At 48.3% G+C, this 15337-nt stretch carries 12 protein-coding genes and 2 tRNA genes; 8 read left to right on the top strand and 6 right to left on the bottom strand.

From position 1 onward, the window contains the following. Positions 1 to 165: 165 nt before the first annotated feature. From B9P82_RS14400 to B9P82_RS14385, 4 genes are all read right to left on the bottom strand, one after another. Positions 166 to 250, bottom strand: a tRNA-Tyr gene (locus B9P82_RS14400). A 36-nt stretch (positions 251 to 286) separates the two neighbouring features. Beyond that, positions 287 to 371: transfer RNA gene (locus tag B9P82_RS14395), tRNA-Tyr, on the bottom strand. Between the two features lie 156 nt (positions 372 to 527). Further along, positions 528 to 1370, bottom strand: a complete 843-nt coding sequence (gene purU / locus B9P82_RS14390; RefSeq protein ID WP_016153278.1) for a formyltetrahydrofolate deformylase — start codon at positions 1368 to 1370, stop codon at positions 528 to 530. A gap of 55 nt (positions 1371 to 1425) precedes the next feature. Then, positions 1426 to 1881, bottom strand: a complete 456-nt coding sequence (locus B9P82_RS14385) for a YchJ family protein (RefSeq protein ID WP_029139563.1) — start codon at positions 1879 to 1881, stop codon at positions 1426 to 1428. A 111-nt stretch (positions 1882 to 1992) separates the two neighbouring features. Here B9P82_RS14385 and rssA point away from each other — a divergent pair, with 111 nt between their 5' ends. The 3 genes from rssA (at position 1993) to galU (ending at position 5121) form a co-directional block, all read left to right on the top strand. Further along, on the top strand, positions 1993 to 2904 hold the full coding sequence (gene rssA, locus B9P82_RS14380; protein ID WP_016156731.1) for a patatin-like phospholipase RssA: 912 nt from the start codon (positions 1993 to 1995) through the stop codon (positions 2902 to 2904). A gap of 90 nt (positions 2905 to 2994) precedes the next feature. Next, positions 2995 to 4008 carry a two-component system response regulator RssB gene (gene rssB / locus B9P82_RS14375; RefSeq protein WP_016153275.1) on the top strand — a complete coding sequence of 338 codons (1014 nt, stop codon included), beginning with the start codon at positions 2995 to 2997 and terminating at the stop codon, positions 4006 to 4008. Positions 4009 to 4212: 204 nt separating this feature from the next. Continuing rightward, positions 4213 to 5121, top strand: a complete 909-nt coding sequence (gene galU / locus B9P82_RS14370; RefSeq protein WP_016153274.1) for a UTP--glucose-1-phosphate uridylyltransferase GalU — start codon at positions 4213 to 4215, stop codon at positions 5119 to 5121. A 136-nt stretch (positions 5122 to 5257) separates the two neighbouring features. Here the strand turns inward: galU and hns are convergent, their stop codons facing one another. Further along, positions 5258 to 5671, bottom strand: coding sequence for a histone-like nucleoid-structuring protein H-NS (hns, locus tag B9P82_RS14365; protein ID WP_003020723.1), 414 nt, complete (start codon positions 5669 to 5671; stop codon positions 5258 to 5260). 623 nt (positions 5672 to 6294) lie between these two features. Here hns and tdk point away from each other — a divergent pair. Continuing rightward, the gene (tdk, locus tag B9P82_RS14360; protein ID WP_019076935.1) at positions 6295 to 6912 is read left to right on the top strand and encodes a thymidine kinase; all 618 of its coding nucleotides are present in this window, start codon (positions 6295 to 6297) and stop codon (positions 6910 to 6912) included. 237 nt (positions 6913 to 7149) lie between these two features. Here tdk and adhE read toward each other — a convergent pair whose 3' ends face one another. Continuing rightward, positions 7150 to 9828 (bottom strand): bifunctional acetaldehyde-CoA/alcohol dehydrogenase, encoded by a 2679-nt coding sequence (gene adhE / locus B9P82_RS14355; RefSeq protein WP_016153272.1) that lies wholly within the window; start codon positions 9826 to 9828, stop codon positions 7150 to 7152. A 487-nt stretch (positions 9829 to 10315) separates the two neighbouring features. On the opposite strand from adhE, the gene ychE reads away from it, so the two are divergent. The 4 genes from ychE (at position 10316) to oppC (ending at position 15330) form a co-directional block, all read left to right on the top strand. Beyond that, positions 10316 to 10963, top strand: a complete 648-nt coding sequence (gene ychE / locus B9P82_RS14350) for an NAAT family transporter YchE (RefSeq protein ID WP_003020714.1) — start codon at positions 10316 to 10318, stop codon at positions 10961 to 10963. 771 nt (positions 10964 to 11734) lie between these two features. After that, a complete protein-coding gene (oppA, locus tag B9P82_RS14335) occupies positions 11735 to 13366 on the top strand; it encodes an oligopeptide ABC transporter substrate-binding protein OppA (RefSeq protein WP_016153271.1) in 1632 nt (543 codons plus the stop codon). Between the two features lie 120 nt (positions 13367 to 13486). After that, the gene (gene oppB / locus B9P82_RS14330; RefSeq protein ID WP_003020708.1) at positions 13487 to 14407 is read left to right on the top strand and encodes an oligopeptide ABC transporter permease OppB; all 921 of its coding nucleotides are present in this window, start codon (positions 13487 to 13489) and stop codon (positions 14405 to 14407) included. Between the two features lie 14 nt (positions 14408 to 14421). Further along, positions 14422 to 15330 (top strand): oligopeptide ABC transporter permease OppC, encoded by a 909-nt coding sequence (oppC, locus tag B9P82_RS14325; RefSeq protein WP_003020701.1) that lies wholly within the window; start codon positions 14422 to 14424, stop codon positions 15328 to 15330. Positions 15331 to 15337 lie beyond the last annotated feature (7 nt).

The following is a 15337-nucleotide window of genomic DNA, read 5'->3' as shown; positions in this document are numbered from 1 at the left end:
CGGTTATCTGTGTAAGACAAAACCCCGCTCCGGCGGGGTTTTTTTACGACTAATTGCCGGATAAGCATAGTGCATCAGGTAAATTGCCGACCCGAATTGAGGCTTGATCGAGGGCAGAATATGAGGCATTACAGATGGATTGGATGCTGGTGCGTTATGAAGTGATGGTGGTGGGGGAAGGATTCGAACCTTCGAAGTCGATGACGGCAGATTTACAGTCTGCTCCCTTTGGCCGCTCGGGAACCCCACCAGGGGTATACTAATTTTATGAATCTATCGGAATGAATGGTGGTGGGGGAAGGATTCGAACCTTCGAAGTCGATGACGGCAGATTTACAGTCTGCTCCCTTTGGCCGCTCGGGAACCCCACCACGGGGTAATGCTAGTTACTGGCCTGCTTCCGTTGGAAGCGGGGCGCATCATATCAAATGATGCGCCCCTGTAAAGTATTCCGTTGATAAAAAAGAACTGGTTGCCTGATTTTTACGCGTAAAGATGTAAAGGTAACCAATTCAATTATCAATCGATTACAGAATAATCGTTCGGTTACCGTAAACAAAGACGCGTTGAGCCAGAACCTGATACAGCGCGCGGCTTAATACATTTTTCTCAACGTCGCGACCCGCACGCATCATGTCTTCCGCGGTGTAGGTGTGATCCACATGAATTACGTCCTGCATAATGATTGGGCCTTCATCGAGGTTATCATTCACGTAGTGGGCTGTCGCACCGATGATCTTCACGCCGCGCTCATAAGCCTGATGGTAAGGGCGAGCGCCAATAAACGCTGGCAGGAATGAATGGTGAATATTGATAATCTTATTCGGGAAGCGTGAAACAAATGTTGGCGTCAGAACGCGCATGTATTTTGCCAGCACGACATAGTCAGGTTGGTGCGCGTCGATAGCGTCGGCCATTTTCAGATCATGTTCGTCACGCGTTAAACCTTCGTGGCTGACCAGCTCAAACGGGATATCAAACCGCTCAACCAAAGGTCGCAGCGTCTCGTGGTTGCCGATCACAGCGGCGATTTCAACATCCAGCCCGCCATAATTGGCCTTCATTAACAGATCACCCAGACAATGTGCTTCTTTGGTGACCAAAATGACGATACGGCGGCGTCCTGCTGGCGTTAATTCACGAATGGAGCCATCTGGAAGGGCACTATCCAGATCGGCAAGCAGCGTGACGTCGTTAAAAATACCCTCCAGTTCGGTACGCATAAAAAAGCGCCCGGTACGGTGGTCCACGAACTCATTGTTCTGCACGATGTTCAGTTCATGCTTGTAACAGATATTCGTAATGCGCGCGATCAGACCTTTTTGGTCCGGGCAAATAGTACGCAGCACTTTTCGTTGTAATGAATGCATTTGCAGCGGTGATCCTGTTGAGAATGTTTGCAAAATTGATACTGTCGGGCGTTGATTAGCCGCAGCACTTTTTAAATTTTTTACCGGAGCCACAAGGGCAGGTATCGTTTCGTCCAATTTGAGGGCGTGTACCGTCTATATAGTACCACTGACCGTTTTCTTTTAAAAAACGAGAGCGCTCGATAATTGCACCTGTTTTACCTTGTTCAGAAAATCGCGCAACAAAGCTGACATAGCCGATATTTTCTGTGTCTGCCGTTTGTTGTTCAAAAACGGTCAGCCCGAGCCATTCAGTGTGGCTAAATCCTGCGATAATGTCGTCGCGAAACTCGGCTGCATGACAGTCCGGATGCCAGGTCTTGATAAGGTAATCTGCGTCTTTCATCACAAAAGCACAGTAACGAGAACGCATGAGATGTGACGGCGTAGGTGCTACTTGCGCGCCAGACACATAACGGTAGCAACATAGGCTATACTCGACAGCGCTACCACAGGGACAAAGCTGAGACACAAAGTACTCCCTGGAATAAAAAAACGGCGTAAAAACGCCAGGGTAGCACTATGTTAACTGAGCGGTAGCGATGTTGCTACGTCTGCAAGCCAGGGGAAGTTTGTACGTACAATGAGAAAAATAAAAATTGGGCTGGCGCTAGGTTCCGGCGCGGCGCGAGGTTGGTCGCATATTGGCGTTATTAAAGCCCTAAAGCATATGGGCATTGATGTTGATATTGTGGCAGGGTGCTCCATTGGTTCGCTGGTTGGTGCAGCCTACGCATGCAATAAGTTACCTGCTCTCGAACAATGGGTTTGTTCTTTCAGCTATTGGGATGTCTTACGTCTGATGGATCTCTCGTGGCGCAGGGGCGGTTTACTGCGTGGTGAACGGGTATTCAATCAGTACCGTAATGTCATGCCGGTAGAAGCAATTGAGCAATGCACTCGCCGTTTCGCAACTGTGGCTACTAATCTGAGTACGGGTCGGGAGCTCTGGTTCACGGAAGGTGATTTGCACCTGGCTGTTCGGGCCTCCTGCAGTATTCCTGGTCTGATGTCCCCTGTAGCGCATAATGGTTACTGGCTGGTCGATGGCGCGGTGGTGAATCCCGTTCCTGTATCCTTAACTCGCGCGCTGGGCGCTGACATCGTTATTGCCGTCGATCTGCAACACGATGCGCATCTTATGCAGCAAGATTTACTCTCCTTTAACGTCAGCAGTGATGCCGAAACGGGTGATGATGTCGACGCGCTTTCATGGCGTGCCCGACTGAAAGAGCGCTTGAGCAACATAACGGCCAGGCGTGCGGTAACCGCGCCGACGGCGATGGAGATCATGACGACTTCTATTCAGGTTCTGGAAAACCGTCTGAAACGTAACCGCATGGCCGGTGACCCGCCAGACATCCTGATTCAGCCGTTTTGTCCGCAAATATCCACGCTGGATTTTCACCGCGCCAGCGCAGCCATTGCTGCTGGACAACTGGCGGTCGAGAAGAAAATGGATGAGCTTCTACCCCTGGTGAAAACCAACATCTAACGCATTTTTTATCAACACTTAAGCAAATTCTGACAGGCGTGAGTAGCAATAGCATGCCACTATTTACTAAAGCCAGTCAGGGGGGAGAATATGACGCAGCCATTGGTCGGAAAACAGATTCTTATCGTTGAGGATGAGCCGGTATTTCGCTCACTCATGGACTCATGGTTTTCCTCTTTGGGAGCGACAACGGCGGTAGCTGGCGATGGACTTGAAGCACTTGAATTACTCGGGCACTTTAACCCCGACCTGATTATCTGCGACCTGGCTATGCCACGAATGAACGGCCTTAAGCTAGTAGAGTATCTGCGTAATCGTGGCGATCAGACCCCAATCCTGGTGATATCAGCGACGGAAAACATGTCTGATATAGCCAAAGCACTGCGATTGGGTGTGGATGATGTGCTGCTAAAGCCGGTAAAGGACCTGAACCGCCTGCGCGAAACCGTCTTTGCGTGTCTGTATCCGAATATGTTTAATTCACGCGTGGAAGAAGAAGAGCGGCTGTTTCGCGACTGGGATGCGATGGTTGGTGATCCCGCCGCTGCAGCGAAGCTGTTGCAAGAATTACAGCCTCCTGTGTCGCAAGTTATTTCACGATGTCGGATCAACTATCGTCAATTGGTGGCTGCCGATCAGCCGGGGCTGGTACTGGATATTGCACCGCTATCGGACCATGACCTTGCTTTTTATTGTCTGGATGTGACGCGGGCAGGGGATAATGGCGTTCTGGCAGCATTGTTACTGCGGGCGCTATTTAACGGTTTGCTGCAGGAACAGCTCGCGCATCAAAATCAACGATTGCCGGAGCTCGGTGCGTTATTGAAACAGGTTAACCATTTATTGCGCCAGGCTAATTTGCCCGGACAATTCCCTTTGCTGGTGGGTTATTACCACAGCGGATTAAAAAACCTGATTCTGGTATCAGCAGGGCTGAATGCGACATTAAATACAGGTTCCCACAATGTACAAATCAGCAATGGCGTTCCGTTGGGAACCTTAGGGAATGCGTATCTTAATCAACTGAGCCAACGTTGCGAATCCTGGCAATGCCAAATTTGGGGGGCCGGTGGTCGGCTGCGCCTGATGTTGTCTGCAGAATGAACAACCGAGTGGAGTGAGAATGAAATTGGCTCACCCCCCTCATGCTGTGAGTGCTACTATCAGCGCCAGATTTATTCGTATTTATCTTAATTATACCGACGCGCGTCCTTTTCAGACCAGAAGCTTGTCGCGGTACTGATATACTTGGATGCGATACAGATTGATGAACACGTTCAATACATGAACAGTCCAGGAGAGTTTTAAATGGCTGCCCTTAATTCAAAAGTCAAAAAGGCCGTTATCCCGGTTGCGGGATTAGGAACCAGGATGTTACCGGCTACGAAAGCAATCCCGAAAGAGATGCTACCGTTGGTTGATAAGCCATTAATTCAGTACGTCGTAAACGAATGTATTGCTGCGGGCATCACTGAAATTGTACTTGTAACTCACTCGTCTAAAAATTCGATTGAAAACCACTTCGATACCAGCTTTGAACTTGAAGCTATGCTGGAAAAACGTGTAAAACGCCAGCTTCTGGAAGAAGTGCAATCTATTTGTCCGCCACATGTCACTATTATGCAGGTGCGTCAGGGACTGGCCAAAGGTCTGGGCCACGCGGTATTGTGCGCGCACCCGGTGGTTGGCGATGAGCCCGTTGCGGTTATCTTGCCGGACGTCATTCTTGACGAATACGAATCTGATTTATCACGCGACAACCTTGCCGAAATGATTCATCGTTTCGATGAAACAGGCAGCAGCCAGATTATGGTTGAACCGGTAGAAGATGTTACCGCTTATGGTGTTGTTGATTGTAAAGGCGTTGAATTAGCACCAGGCGAAAGCGTACCGATGGTTGGCGTTGTTGAAAAGCCGAAAGCGAATGTTGCGCCATCTAATCTGGCCGTCGTGGGGCGTTACGTCCTTAGCGCGGATATCTGGCCTCTGCTGGCAAAAACGCCTCCGGGAGCCGGTGACGAAATTCAGCTGACTGATGCTATCGATATGCTGATTGAAAAAGAAACGGTTGAAGCTTATCACATGAAGGGCAAAAGCCATGACTGTGGTAATAAGCTTGGCTATATGCAGGCGTTCGTTGAATATGGTATTCGCCATAATACTCTCGGCGCTGAATTTAAAGCCTGGCTGGAAGATGAGATGGGTATTAAGAAGTAACCTGCTGGTATTATCAGGTCTGAACGGTGCTGTTAATCCAGCACCGTTTTTTTATACCTGAACTGGGTAGGGACTGTGCGAAGTACAGGTAAAAAAATCCCGCCACTGGCGGGATTTTAAGCAAACTATTTCTGGATTATTCTTTGATTAAGAAATCGTCCAGTTGTTTACCTTGTTCTTCCATCGCTTTTTTGATCACTGCCGGTGTACGACCCTGACCAGTCCAGGTTTTAGTTTCACCGTTTTCGTCAACATAGCTATATTTAGCCGGACGTGCAGCGCGTTTAGCTTTGGTGCCAGATTTAACAGCAGCCATGCTATTCAGCAGTTCGTTCGGGTCAATGCCGTCAGCGATCAGCATTTCACGATATTGTTGCAGTTTACGAGTACGTTCTTCAACTTCAGCAGCTGCAGCGCTTTCTTCTTCACGGCGCTCGCTAACAACAACTTCTAATTTTTCCAGCATTTCTTCAAGCGTTTCCAGAGTACATTCTCTTGCCTGCGCACGAAGAGTACGGATGTTGTTCAGAATTTTAAGTGCTTCGCTCATTGTAGTAATCTCAAACTTATATTGGGGGTGGTTTGTTGAGCTAATAATAGAGCGATAAATTCAGTTGTGCAATAGCCAGGAATGTAAGGAATTCAAAATTGCGCTTTATTTAGTATCAGAATTAATTCATCTGTCTTAAATTCACCGCGACGTTGGGCATAAAAAAGGCTTATTGGTGAGGGGGCTTCTCAGCGGCTGAGAGTAAAAATTCAAGATTCAGGTCACATTTTATGGTGTACAAATAGTATCTCTTTGCAGTGATTTCAACCTTTTGTATTAGTTTTGCTTACATGAATTCGCTAATACATGGCGACAGTGGGTAGATTCAATAACAATAAGGGAAGGGTTTCTTTATTGCCGTAAGAAGATAAGAGGTATGGATAAATTTCATGAGCACTATTTGTGAAAGAGTGTGTATATACCCGTCAAGTTTCAGGCTACCTGGGCTATGACTGGAGTGTACTAGCGCTCCCATGTCACTTAAAGGATCGGTTATTTAGGCGACACTGAGCGAGTCTGAACGCCTATTTATACGCCTATGCAGGCAACGCTACACCGACACGTTCGTGAAATATGGTACAATCCTTCCCATATTTATTTCCCCGGGTGAGGGCCTACGGTCAATGGCACAGCTATATTTTTACTATTCTGCAATGAATGCCGGTAAGTCGACTGCATTGCTGCAATCTTCGTACAATTATCAGGAACGTGGGATGCGTGCCGTGGTATATACAGCGGAAATTGATGACCGCTTTGGTGCTGGAAAAGTAAGTTCGCGTATAGGTCTGTCGTCACCTGCAAAATTGTTTAACCAAAATTCATCATTGTTCGAAGAGATTCGGGCTGAGAATGAGCAGCAAAGAATTCACTGTGTACTGGTTGATGAGTCGCAGTTTCTGACTCGACAGCAGGTTTATGAATTATCTGAAGTTGTCGATCAGCTGGATATTCCCGTGTTGTGCTACGGTTTGCGTACCGATTTTCGTGGTGAGTTATTTGGCGGCAGCGAATACCTGTTGGCGTGGTCAGATAAACTGGTTGAATTAAAAACCATTTGTTTCTGTGGGCGTAAGGCCAGCATGGTGTTACGTCTTGATCAGGCAGGACGACCTTATAACGAGGGCGAACAGGTGGTGATTGGCGGGAACGAACGCTATGTATCGGTATGCCGTAAGCATTATAAGCAAGCACAGTCTGAGGGCTCTCTGACGGCGATACAAGAACGACACAACCACGACTAACTCTACGCGCTTCTGGGCGCTTATTAGCACAGGGTAGGCTGAGCATTCGCTAATGTTCGCTACCCTGTCAGACACTCTCCTGACGCTATTCTCGCATCCTCCTAAGCATCCTTTTACAGGTCCATCCTTTAAACGTCGCTGAATTGGTCATGTTTCGATTCTGATAACGTAAGATGCAAAAAAAAACGGCCCCAATTCGGGACCGTTTATGGTGAAACTAAAACTTATCTGGATGAATTAAGCGGATTTCTTCGCTTTCTTCTCAGCTTTCGGAGCAGCTACTGCTTCAGTCTTAACGGCGGTTTGATCTTCGCTGTATTCACGACCGTAGTAGGTATCCATCAGGATCTGTTTCAGTTCAGAAATCAGCGGGTAACGCGGGTTAGCACCAGTACACTGGTCATCAAACGCATCTTCAGACAGTTTGTCCACGTGTGCCAGGAAGTCAGCTTCCTGAACACCAGCTTCACGGATAGACTTAGGAATACCCAGTTCAGCTTTGATTTCGTCCAGCCAGCCCAGCAGTTTCTGGATTTTTGCAGCAGTACGGTCGCCCGGTGCGCTCAGACCCAGATGGTCTGCGATTTCAGCGTAGCGACGACGAGCCTGCGGACGGTCGTACTGGCTGAATGCAGTCTGTTTAGTCGGGTTGTCGTTCGCGTTATAACGAATAACGTTGCTGATCAGCAGGGCGTTCGCCAGACCGTGAGGAATGTGGAACTGAGAACCCAGCTTGTGCGCCATTGAGTGACATACACCCAGGAAGGCGTTAGCAAACGCAATACCGGCGATGGTTGCTGCACTGTGTACACGCTCACGCGCTACCGGGTTCTTAGAACCTTCGTGGTAGGACGCTGGCAGGTTTTCTTTCAGCAGTTTCAGCGCTTGCAGAGCCTGACCGTCGGAGAACTCAGAAGCCAGCACGGATACGTAAGCTTCCAGGGCGTGAGTGACGGCATCCAGACCACCGAACGCACACAGGGACTTAGGCATATCCATCACCAAGTTGGCGTCAACAATCGCCATATCCGGAGTCAGCGCATAGTCTGCCAGCGGGTATTTCTGACCAGTTGCATCGTCAGTAACAACCGCAAACGGAGTAACTTCAGAACCAGTACCGGAAGTGGTGGTGACGGCAACCATCTTCGCTTTTACGCCCATTTTCGGGAACTTGTAGATACGTTTACGGATGTCCATAAAGCGCAGTGCCAGTTCTTCGAAGTGGGTTTCTGGGTGTTCGTACATAACCCACATGATTTTCGCGGCGTCCATCGGGGAACCGCCACCCAGCGCGATGATCACGTCTGGTTTAAAGGAGTTAGCCAGCTCAGCACCTTTGCGTACAACGGTCAGAGTTGGGTCAGCTTCAACTTCAAAGAACACTTCGGTTTCAACGCCAGCAGCTTTCAGCACGGAGGTGATCTGGTCAGCATAGCCATTGTTAAACAGGAAGCGGTCGGTCACGATCAGCGCACGTTTGTGACCATCGGTAATCACTTCATCCAGTGCGATTGGCAGAGAGCCACGACGGAAGTAGATAGATTTCGGAAGTTTGTGCCACAACATGTTTTCAGCTCGCTTAGCAACGGTTTTCTTGTTGATCAGGTGCTTAGGACCAACGTTTTCAGAGATGGAGTTACCACCCCAGGAACCACAACCCAGAGTCAGGGAAGGCGCGAGTTTAAAGTTGTACAGGTCACCGATACCACCCTGTGAAGCTGGGGTGTTAATCAGGATACGTGCGGTTTTCATCATCTGACCGAAGTAAGCAACACGTTCAGGCTGGTTGTCCTGGTCGGTGTACAGGCAAGAGGTATGACCGATACCGCCCATCGCAACCAGTTTTTCAGCTTTAATAACGGCGTCTTCGAAGTCTTTCGCACGGTACATTGCCAGCGTTGGAGACAATTTTTCGTGAGCGAACGGTTCGCTTTCGTCAACAACTGTCACTTCACCGATCAGAATCTTAGTGGTTTCTGGTACGGAGAAGCCTGCCAGTTCAGCAATTTTGTATGCCGGCTGACCAACGATAGCCGCGTTCAGTGCGCCATTTTTCAGGATAACGTCCTGAACGGCTTTCAGCTCTTTGCCTTGCAGCATGTAGCCGCCGTGAGTCGCGAAACGCTCACGTACTGCGTCGTATACAGAGTCAACAACGACAACGGACTGTTCAGAAGCACAAATCACGCCGTTATCGAAAGTTTTAGACATCAGAACAGATGCAACAGCACGCTTGATATCAGCGGTTTCATCGATAACCACAGGGGTGTTACCTGCGCCTACACCGATTGCCGGTTTACCGGAGCTGTATGCTGCTTTAACCATGCCTGGACCACCGGTCGCAAGGATCAGGTTGATGTCCGGGTGGTGCATCAGCGCGTTTGACAGTTCTACGGAAGGTTGATCGATCCAGCCGATCAGATCTTTCGGTGCGCCAGCAGCAATTGCTGCCTGCAGAACGATATCAGCCGCTTTGTTAGTGGCATCTTTAGCACGCGGATGCGGAGAGAAGATGATGGCGTTACGCGTCTTCAGGCTGATCAGTGATTTGAAGATTGCAGTAGAAGTCGGGTTAGTGGTTGGAACGATACCGCAGATGATACCAATCGGTTCAGCGATGGTAATGGTACCGAAAGTGTGGTCTTCAGCCAGCACACCACAGGTTTTTTCGTCTTTATATGCGTTATAAATGTATTCGGAAGCAAAGTGGTTTTTAATCACTTTATCTTCGACGATGCCCATGCCAGATTCGGCAACGGCCATTTTCGCGAGAGGGATTCGAGCGTCTGCGGCAGCCAGAGCGGCGGCACGGAAGATTTTGTCAACCTGTTCTTGAGTGAAACTGGCATATTCACGCTGGGCTTTTTTTACGCGCTCTACAAGTGCGTTAAGTTCAGCGACATTAGTAACAGCCATAATGCTCTCCTGATAATGTTAAACTTTTTTAGTAAATCATCTGCTCGATACGAGAGTATAGACAGATCGACGAAAATTTGTGTAACGTTTTGAAAATCAAACGGTTAATTAACGTCCACTTTACCTTGATTTACTAAAAGAGCTTATACGCTAGCGCCACTTAATTCTAACGCGCTACCTCCAGGTAGCGTAAGCAAGATTACTCACTTCTGAGTAGTAATTGCGTGATCTGGATCAAAATTTTGCAAAGCTGACACCTTTCAGCAGGCCCTTTTAGCGTTTATCGGTAAGTGTTAATAAATTGATGGGGTGAATGTCATTAACATTAGCATATTTAATACATATTAATAACACTAAGTATTGGAAGTGTATTTACGTAGATATACACAGATAGAAGGTGAAGTATGCTGACAAAAGGCGTATCTTCAGCGCGGATTTTATCAATTTTTATGACTCATTTTATCCGGCTAACGCTTCGGAGCTAACCGTGATCCAAACGCTATTTGATTTTCCTGTCTATTTTAAATTTTTCATTGGGTTATTCGCATTGGTTAACCCGGTCGGGATCATCCCAGTCTTTATCAGTATGACCAGCTATCAAACGGCTGCTGCGCGAAATAAAACCAACCTTACGGCAAACCTGTCAGTTGCCATCATCCTGTGGACTTCGCTGTTCCTTGGTGACGGTATTCTGCAGCTCTTCGGTATCTCGATAGATTCGTTCAGGATTGCCGGCGGCATTCTGGTGGTGACTATCGCGATGTCGATGATTAGCGGAAAACTGGGCGAAGATAAGCAAAACAAACAGGAAAAATCAGAAACAGCAATCCGCGAAAGTATCGGCGTAGTGCCGCTGGCATTGCCGCTGATGGCGGGGCCAGGGGCGATAAGCTCAACTATTGTTTGGGGTACGCGTTATCATAGTGCGATTAACCTGTTTGGTTTTTTTGTGGCGATTGCGTTGTTTGCCCTGTGCTGTTGGGGACTGTTCCGCATGGCACCGTGGCTGGTACGGCTGCTGGGCCAAACCGGTATCAACGTCATTACGCGTATTATGGGGTTGTTGTTAATGGCCTTAGGGATCGAATTCATTGTGACTGGAATCAAGTCCATTTTCCCCGGTTTGCTTGCCTGATATTCCTCTTCGGCATCAACGGAGCCTCTTTCGGCTCCGTTTCCTTTCGTTATTAGTAAAACTTCTCACTAAAGTTGAAAATCAGCATAGAAATATAAAAAGATCTGATGGTTATTCATTAATTTATTCATTGATTTTATGGATATAACACTCAATGGTCCACCAGAGGGATCCCGATGTCACTGTTATTTTATTAACATCATACTCTGGGGCTTGCTGAAGGATTATCGAAATGTTATTAGTTATTTCAGCGTTTTTTTTAGATGAATGTGCTAATTAATAACCAATTGTTAAATTTATGTGCATTTTGGCGTGGTGTTGACACAGGACTGGGGAGTTAACACTGCGCGTTATGCAATATATTGATTTTTATCGTTTTATTGTCATAATCTTTCATTCGTAAGACTTTTTTAGTGAGATTTATTTCCAATAAAAGAGAATTGGTTAACAAATTTGTAAATGTATTGGCGGTTAAGAAACGCATTTGATACTTTCCGGCCAGGTATTATGCAGAAGAATTCACGTTGATGAGAATCATTTTCAATTAGTTTCTCTCAACAGGGTAATAGCGTGTTTCCGGCAGGGGAGGCACGTAGATAATCGACGCAAGGCGATCATACGAATCGCCAGAAATAAATAAAGTCGGTGATAGCAAGCAGTAAAACAAGAAACTACCTGACGGCAGAAAATCTCCGGTGCCGTACAGGGATCCTGACAGGATTAACAGTCTGGTTAAAAAACCAGCCATAATAATGAGGGAGTACAAACACAATGACTAACATCACTAAAAAAAGTTTAGTAGCTGCGGGGATCCTAACTGCGCTAATCGCTGGGAATGTTGCTACGGCGGCAGTTGTGCCAGCAGGTGTGCAGCTTGCTGAAAAGCAGACTCTGGTGCGTAATAACGGTTCGGAAGTTCAGTCACTCGATCCACATAAAATCGAAGGTGTACCTGAATCCAATATCAACCGTGACCTGTTTGAAGGTTTATTAATCAGCGATGTCGATGGCAAACCATCGCCTGGCGTGGCTGAAAAGTGGGAAAATAAAGACTTTAAGGTGTGGACATTCCATCTGCGTAAAGACGCTAAATGGTCTGACGGCACGCCTGTTACCGCGCAAGATTTCGTGTATAGCTGGCAACGCCTGGCTAATCCAAATACCGCGTCACCGTACGCCAGTTATTTACAGTACGGTCACATTGTCAATATTGACGATATTATCGCCGGCAAAAAGCCGATCACCGATCTCGGTGTCAAAGCTCTCGACGATCATACATTTGAAGTCACCCTGAGCGAGCCGGTTCCTTATTTCTACAAATTGCTTGTGCACTCATCCGTTTCTCCGGTTCCTAAAGCAGCGGTTGAAAAATACGGTGAGAAATGGACCCAGCCCGCTAACATCGTCACCAACGGCGCCTATAAGCTGAAAGACTGGGTGGTCAACGAGCGCATTGTACTTGAGCGTAACACCAACTACTGGGACAACGCCAAAACGGTTATTAACCAGGTTACCTACCTGCCAATTTCTTCTGAAGTGACTGACGTTAACCGCTATCGCAGCGGCGAAATCGACATGACCTATAACAACATGCCGATCGAGTTATTCCAGAAACTGAAAAAAGAGATCCCGAACGAAGTTCACGTTGACCCGTATCTGTGCACCTATTATTACGAAATCAACAACCAGAAAGCACCGTTCAACGATGTTCGTGTTCGTACCGCCCTGAAACTGGCGTTGGATCGTGACATTATCGTCAACAAAGTTAAAAACCAGGGGGACCTGCCGGCGTATAGCTTTACCCCTCCTTACACCGATGGTGCGAAACTGGTTGAACCAGAGTGGTTCAAATGGTCTCAGGAAAAACGTAATGAAGAAGCGAAAAAACTGCTGGCTGAAGCCGGGTATACCGCTGAAAAACCGTTGACCTTTGACCTGCTGTATAACACCTCAGATCTGCATAAAAAGCTGGCCATCGCTGCGGCATCTATCTGGAAGAAAAATCTGGGCGCCAATGTGAAGCTGGAAAACCAGGAATGGAAAACATTCCTCGATACGCGCCATCAGGGTAACTATGATGTTTCGCGTGCGGGCTGGTGTGCGGATTACAACGAACCAACATCCTTCCTGAATATGGTGCTGTCTGACAGCTCCAACAACACCGTCCACTATAAGAGCCCGGCGTTTGATAAGCTGATTGCGGATACGCTGAAAGTGACTGATGAAGCGCAGCGCAGCGAACTGTATTCGAAAGCGGAACAGCAGCTGGATAAAGATTCTGCGATTGTACCGGTTTATTACTATGTTAACGCCCGCCTGGTAAAACCATGGGTTGGCGGATACTCCGGTAAAGACCCGATGGATAATATCCACGTTAAAGACTTGTATATTATCAAGCATTAATGGCAAGACGTGGGGCAATCATTTTGCCCCACAGTGTCTTTTTCTTCGAACTATTAACACCGCTTTACCTGAACGTCGGGGTAGAAGAGGTGTAAAGGCACACGCCAGAAGGTACGGGCAATGTTAAAATTTATATTACGTCGCTGTCTGGAAGCGATTCCGACGCTGTTTATACTTATTACGATTTCATTCTTTATGATGCGCCTTGCGCCGGGAAGCCCATTCACCGGGGAACGCGCGTTACCGCCAGAGGTACTGGCTAATATCGAAGCGAAATATCATCTTAACGATCCTATCTCGACGCAGTACTTCAGCTACCTCAAGCAGCTGGCACATGGCGATTTTGGGCCATCTTTTAAATATAAAGACTATACGGTAAACGACCTCGTGGCCTCGAGCTTTCCGGTTTCTGCGAAGCTGGGAGCTGCGGCCTTTATTCTGGCGGTCCTCGTTGGCGTTAGCGCTGGGGTGATAGCCGCGCTGAAACAAAATACGCGTTGGGACTACACGGTGATGGGGGTGGCAATGACCGGGGTGGTTATCCCCAGTTTCGTGGTCGCTCCCTTATTGGTCATGATATTTGCCATAACCTTGAAATGGCTGCCCGGAGGCGGCTGGAACGGCGGGGCGTTGAAATTTATGATCCTGCCGATGGTGGCCTTGTCACTGGCTTATATCGCCAGTATCGCCCGTATTACCCGCGGTTCGATGATTGAAGTGCTGCACTCTAACTTTATTCGTACCGCGCGCGCTAAAGGGTTGCCGATGCGGCGGATTATTTTCCGCCATGCGTTAAAACCTGCGCTGTTGCCCGTGCTGTCCTATATGGGACCAGCATTTGTCGGCATTATTACCGGTTCGATGGTTATTGAAACCATCTATGGTTTGCCGGGCATTGGCCAGCTGTTCGTCAATGGAGCGTTAAACCGCGACTATTCGCTGGTCCTGAGCCTCACCATACTGGTAGGGACGCTGACCATCGTGTTTAACGCGATTGTTGACGTGCTGTATGCCGTTATCGACCCGAAAATTCGTTACTGATACTGGAGCTCGCTATGATGTTAAGTAAGAAAAACAGCGAAGCGCTGGAGAATTTCAGTGAAAAGCTGGAGGTCGAGGGCCGCAGTCTGTGGCAGGACGCGCGTCGACGCTTTATGCATAACCGCGCGGCGGTAGCAAGCCTGGTCGTGCTGGTGATTATTGCGCTGTTTGTGACGCTGGCGCCGATGCTGTCGCAGTTTACCTACTTCGATACCGACTGGGGCATGATGTCCAGCGCGCCGGATACAGAATCTGGACACTATTTCGGCACCGACTCGTCAGGTCGAGACCTGCTGGTTCGTGTGGCGATTGGCGGTCGCATCTCGCTGATGGTCGGCATTGCCGCGGCGTTGGTCGCGGTAGTTGTCGGCACGCTATACGGTTCTCTGTCGGGCTACCTCGGCGGTAAAATCGACTCCGTGATGATGCGTCTGCTGGAAATCCTCAACTCCTTCCCGTTCATGTTCTTCGTGATTCTGCTGGTCACTTTCTTTGGGCAAAATATCCTGCTGATTTTTGTCGCTATCGGGATGGTATCCTGGCTGGATATGGCGCGTATCGTGCGTGGACAAACGCTGAGTCTCAAGCGCAAAGAGTTTATTGAAGCAGCGCAAGTGGGTGGGGTATCTACCGTGCGCATCGTTATCCGTCATATTGTGCCGAACGTGCTGGGCGTGGTGGTGGTGTACGCTTCGTTGCTGGTGCCCAGCATGATCCTGTTTGAATCCTTCCTGAGCTTTTTGGGATTAGGGACGCAGGAGCCGTTAAGTAGCTGGGGGGCGTTGCTGAGTGATGGTGCCAACTCGATGGAAGTCTCACCATGGCTGCTGCTGTTCCCGGCAGGATTCCTGGTGGTCACTTTGTTCTGTTTTAACTTTATTGGCGATGGCCTGCGTGATGCCCTCGACCCGAAAGACCGTTAAGGAGTGC

It is taken from the genome of Citrobacter sp. L55, from assembly GCF_002850715.1.
Lineage (GTDB): Bacteria > Pseudomonadota > Gammaproteobacteria > Enterobacterales > Enterobacteriaceae > Citrobacter > Citrobacter braakii.
Note: the sequence above shows the minus strand (reverse complement) of the source record. Positions and strands in the feature narration are given on the sequence as shown.

Coding starts and splice junctions, on each gene's coding strand:
- purU (WP_016153278.1), bottom strand. CDS start 1,370: ATGCATTCATTACAACGAAAAGTGCTGCGTACTATTTGCCCGGACCAA.
- rssA (WP_016156731.1), top strand. CDS start 1,993: ATGAGAAAAATAAAAATTGGGCTGGCGCTAGGTTCCGGCGCGGCGCGA.
- rssB (WP_016153275.1), top strand. CDS start 2,995: ATGACGCAGCCATTGGTCGGAAAACAGATTCTTATCGTTGAGGATGAG.
- galU (WP_016153274.1), top strand. CDS start 4,213: ATGGCTGCCCTTAATTCAAAAGTCAAAAAGGCCGTTATCCCGGTTGCG.
- hns (WP_003020723.1), bottom strand. CDS start 5,671: ATGAGCGAAGCACTTAAAATTCTGAACAACATCCGTACTCTTCGTGCG.
- tdk (WP_019076935.1), top strand. CDS start 6,295: ATGGCACAGCTATATTTTTACTATTCTGCAATGAATGCCGGTAAGTCG.
- adhE (WP_016153272.1), bottom strand. CDS start 9,828: ATGGCTGTTACTAATGTCGCTGAACTTAACGCACTTGTAGAGCGCGTA.
- oppA (WP_016153271.1), top strand. CDS start 11,735: ATGACTAACATCACTAAAAAAAGTTTAGTAGCTGCGGGGATCCTAACT.
- oppB (WP_003020708.1), top strand. CDS start 13,487: ATGTTAAAATTTATATTACGTCGCTGTCTGGAAGCGATTCCGACGCTG.
- oppC (WP_003020701.1), top strand. CDS start 14,422: ATGATGTTAAGTAAGAAAAACAGCGAAGCGCTGGAGAATTTCAGTGAA.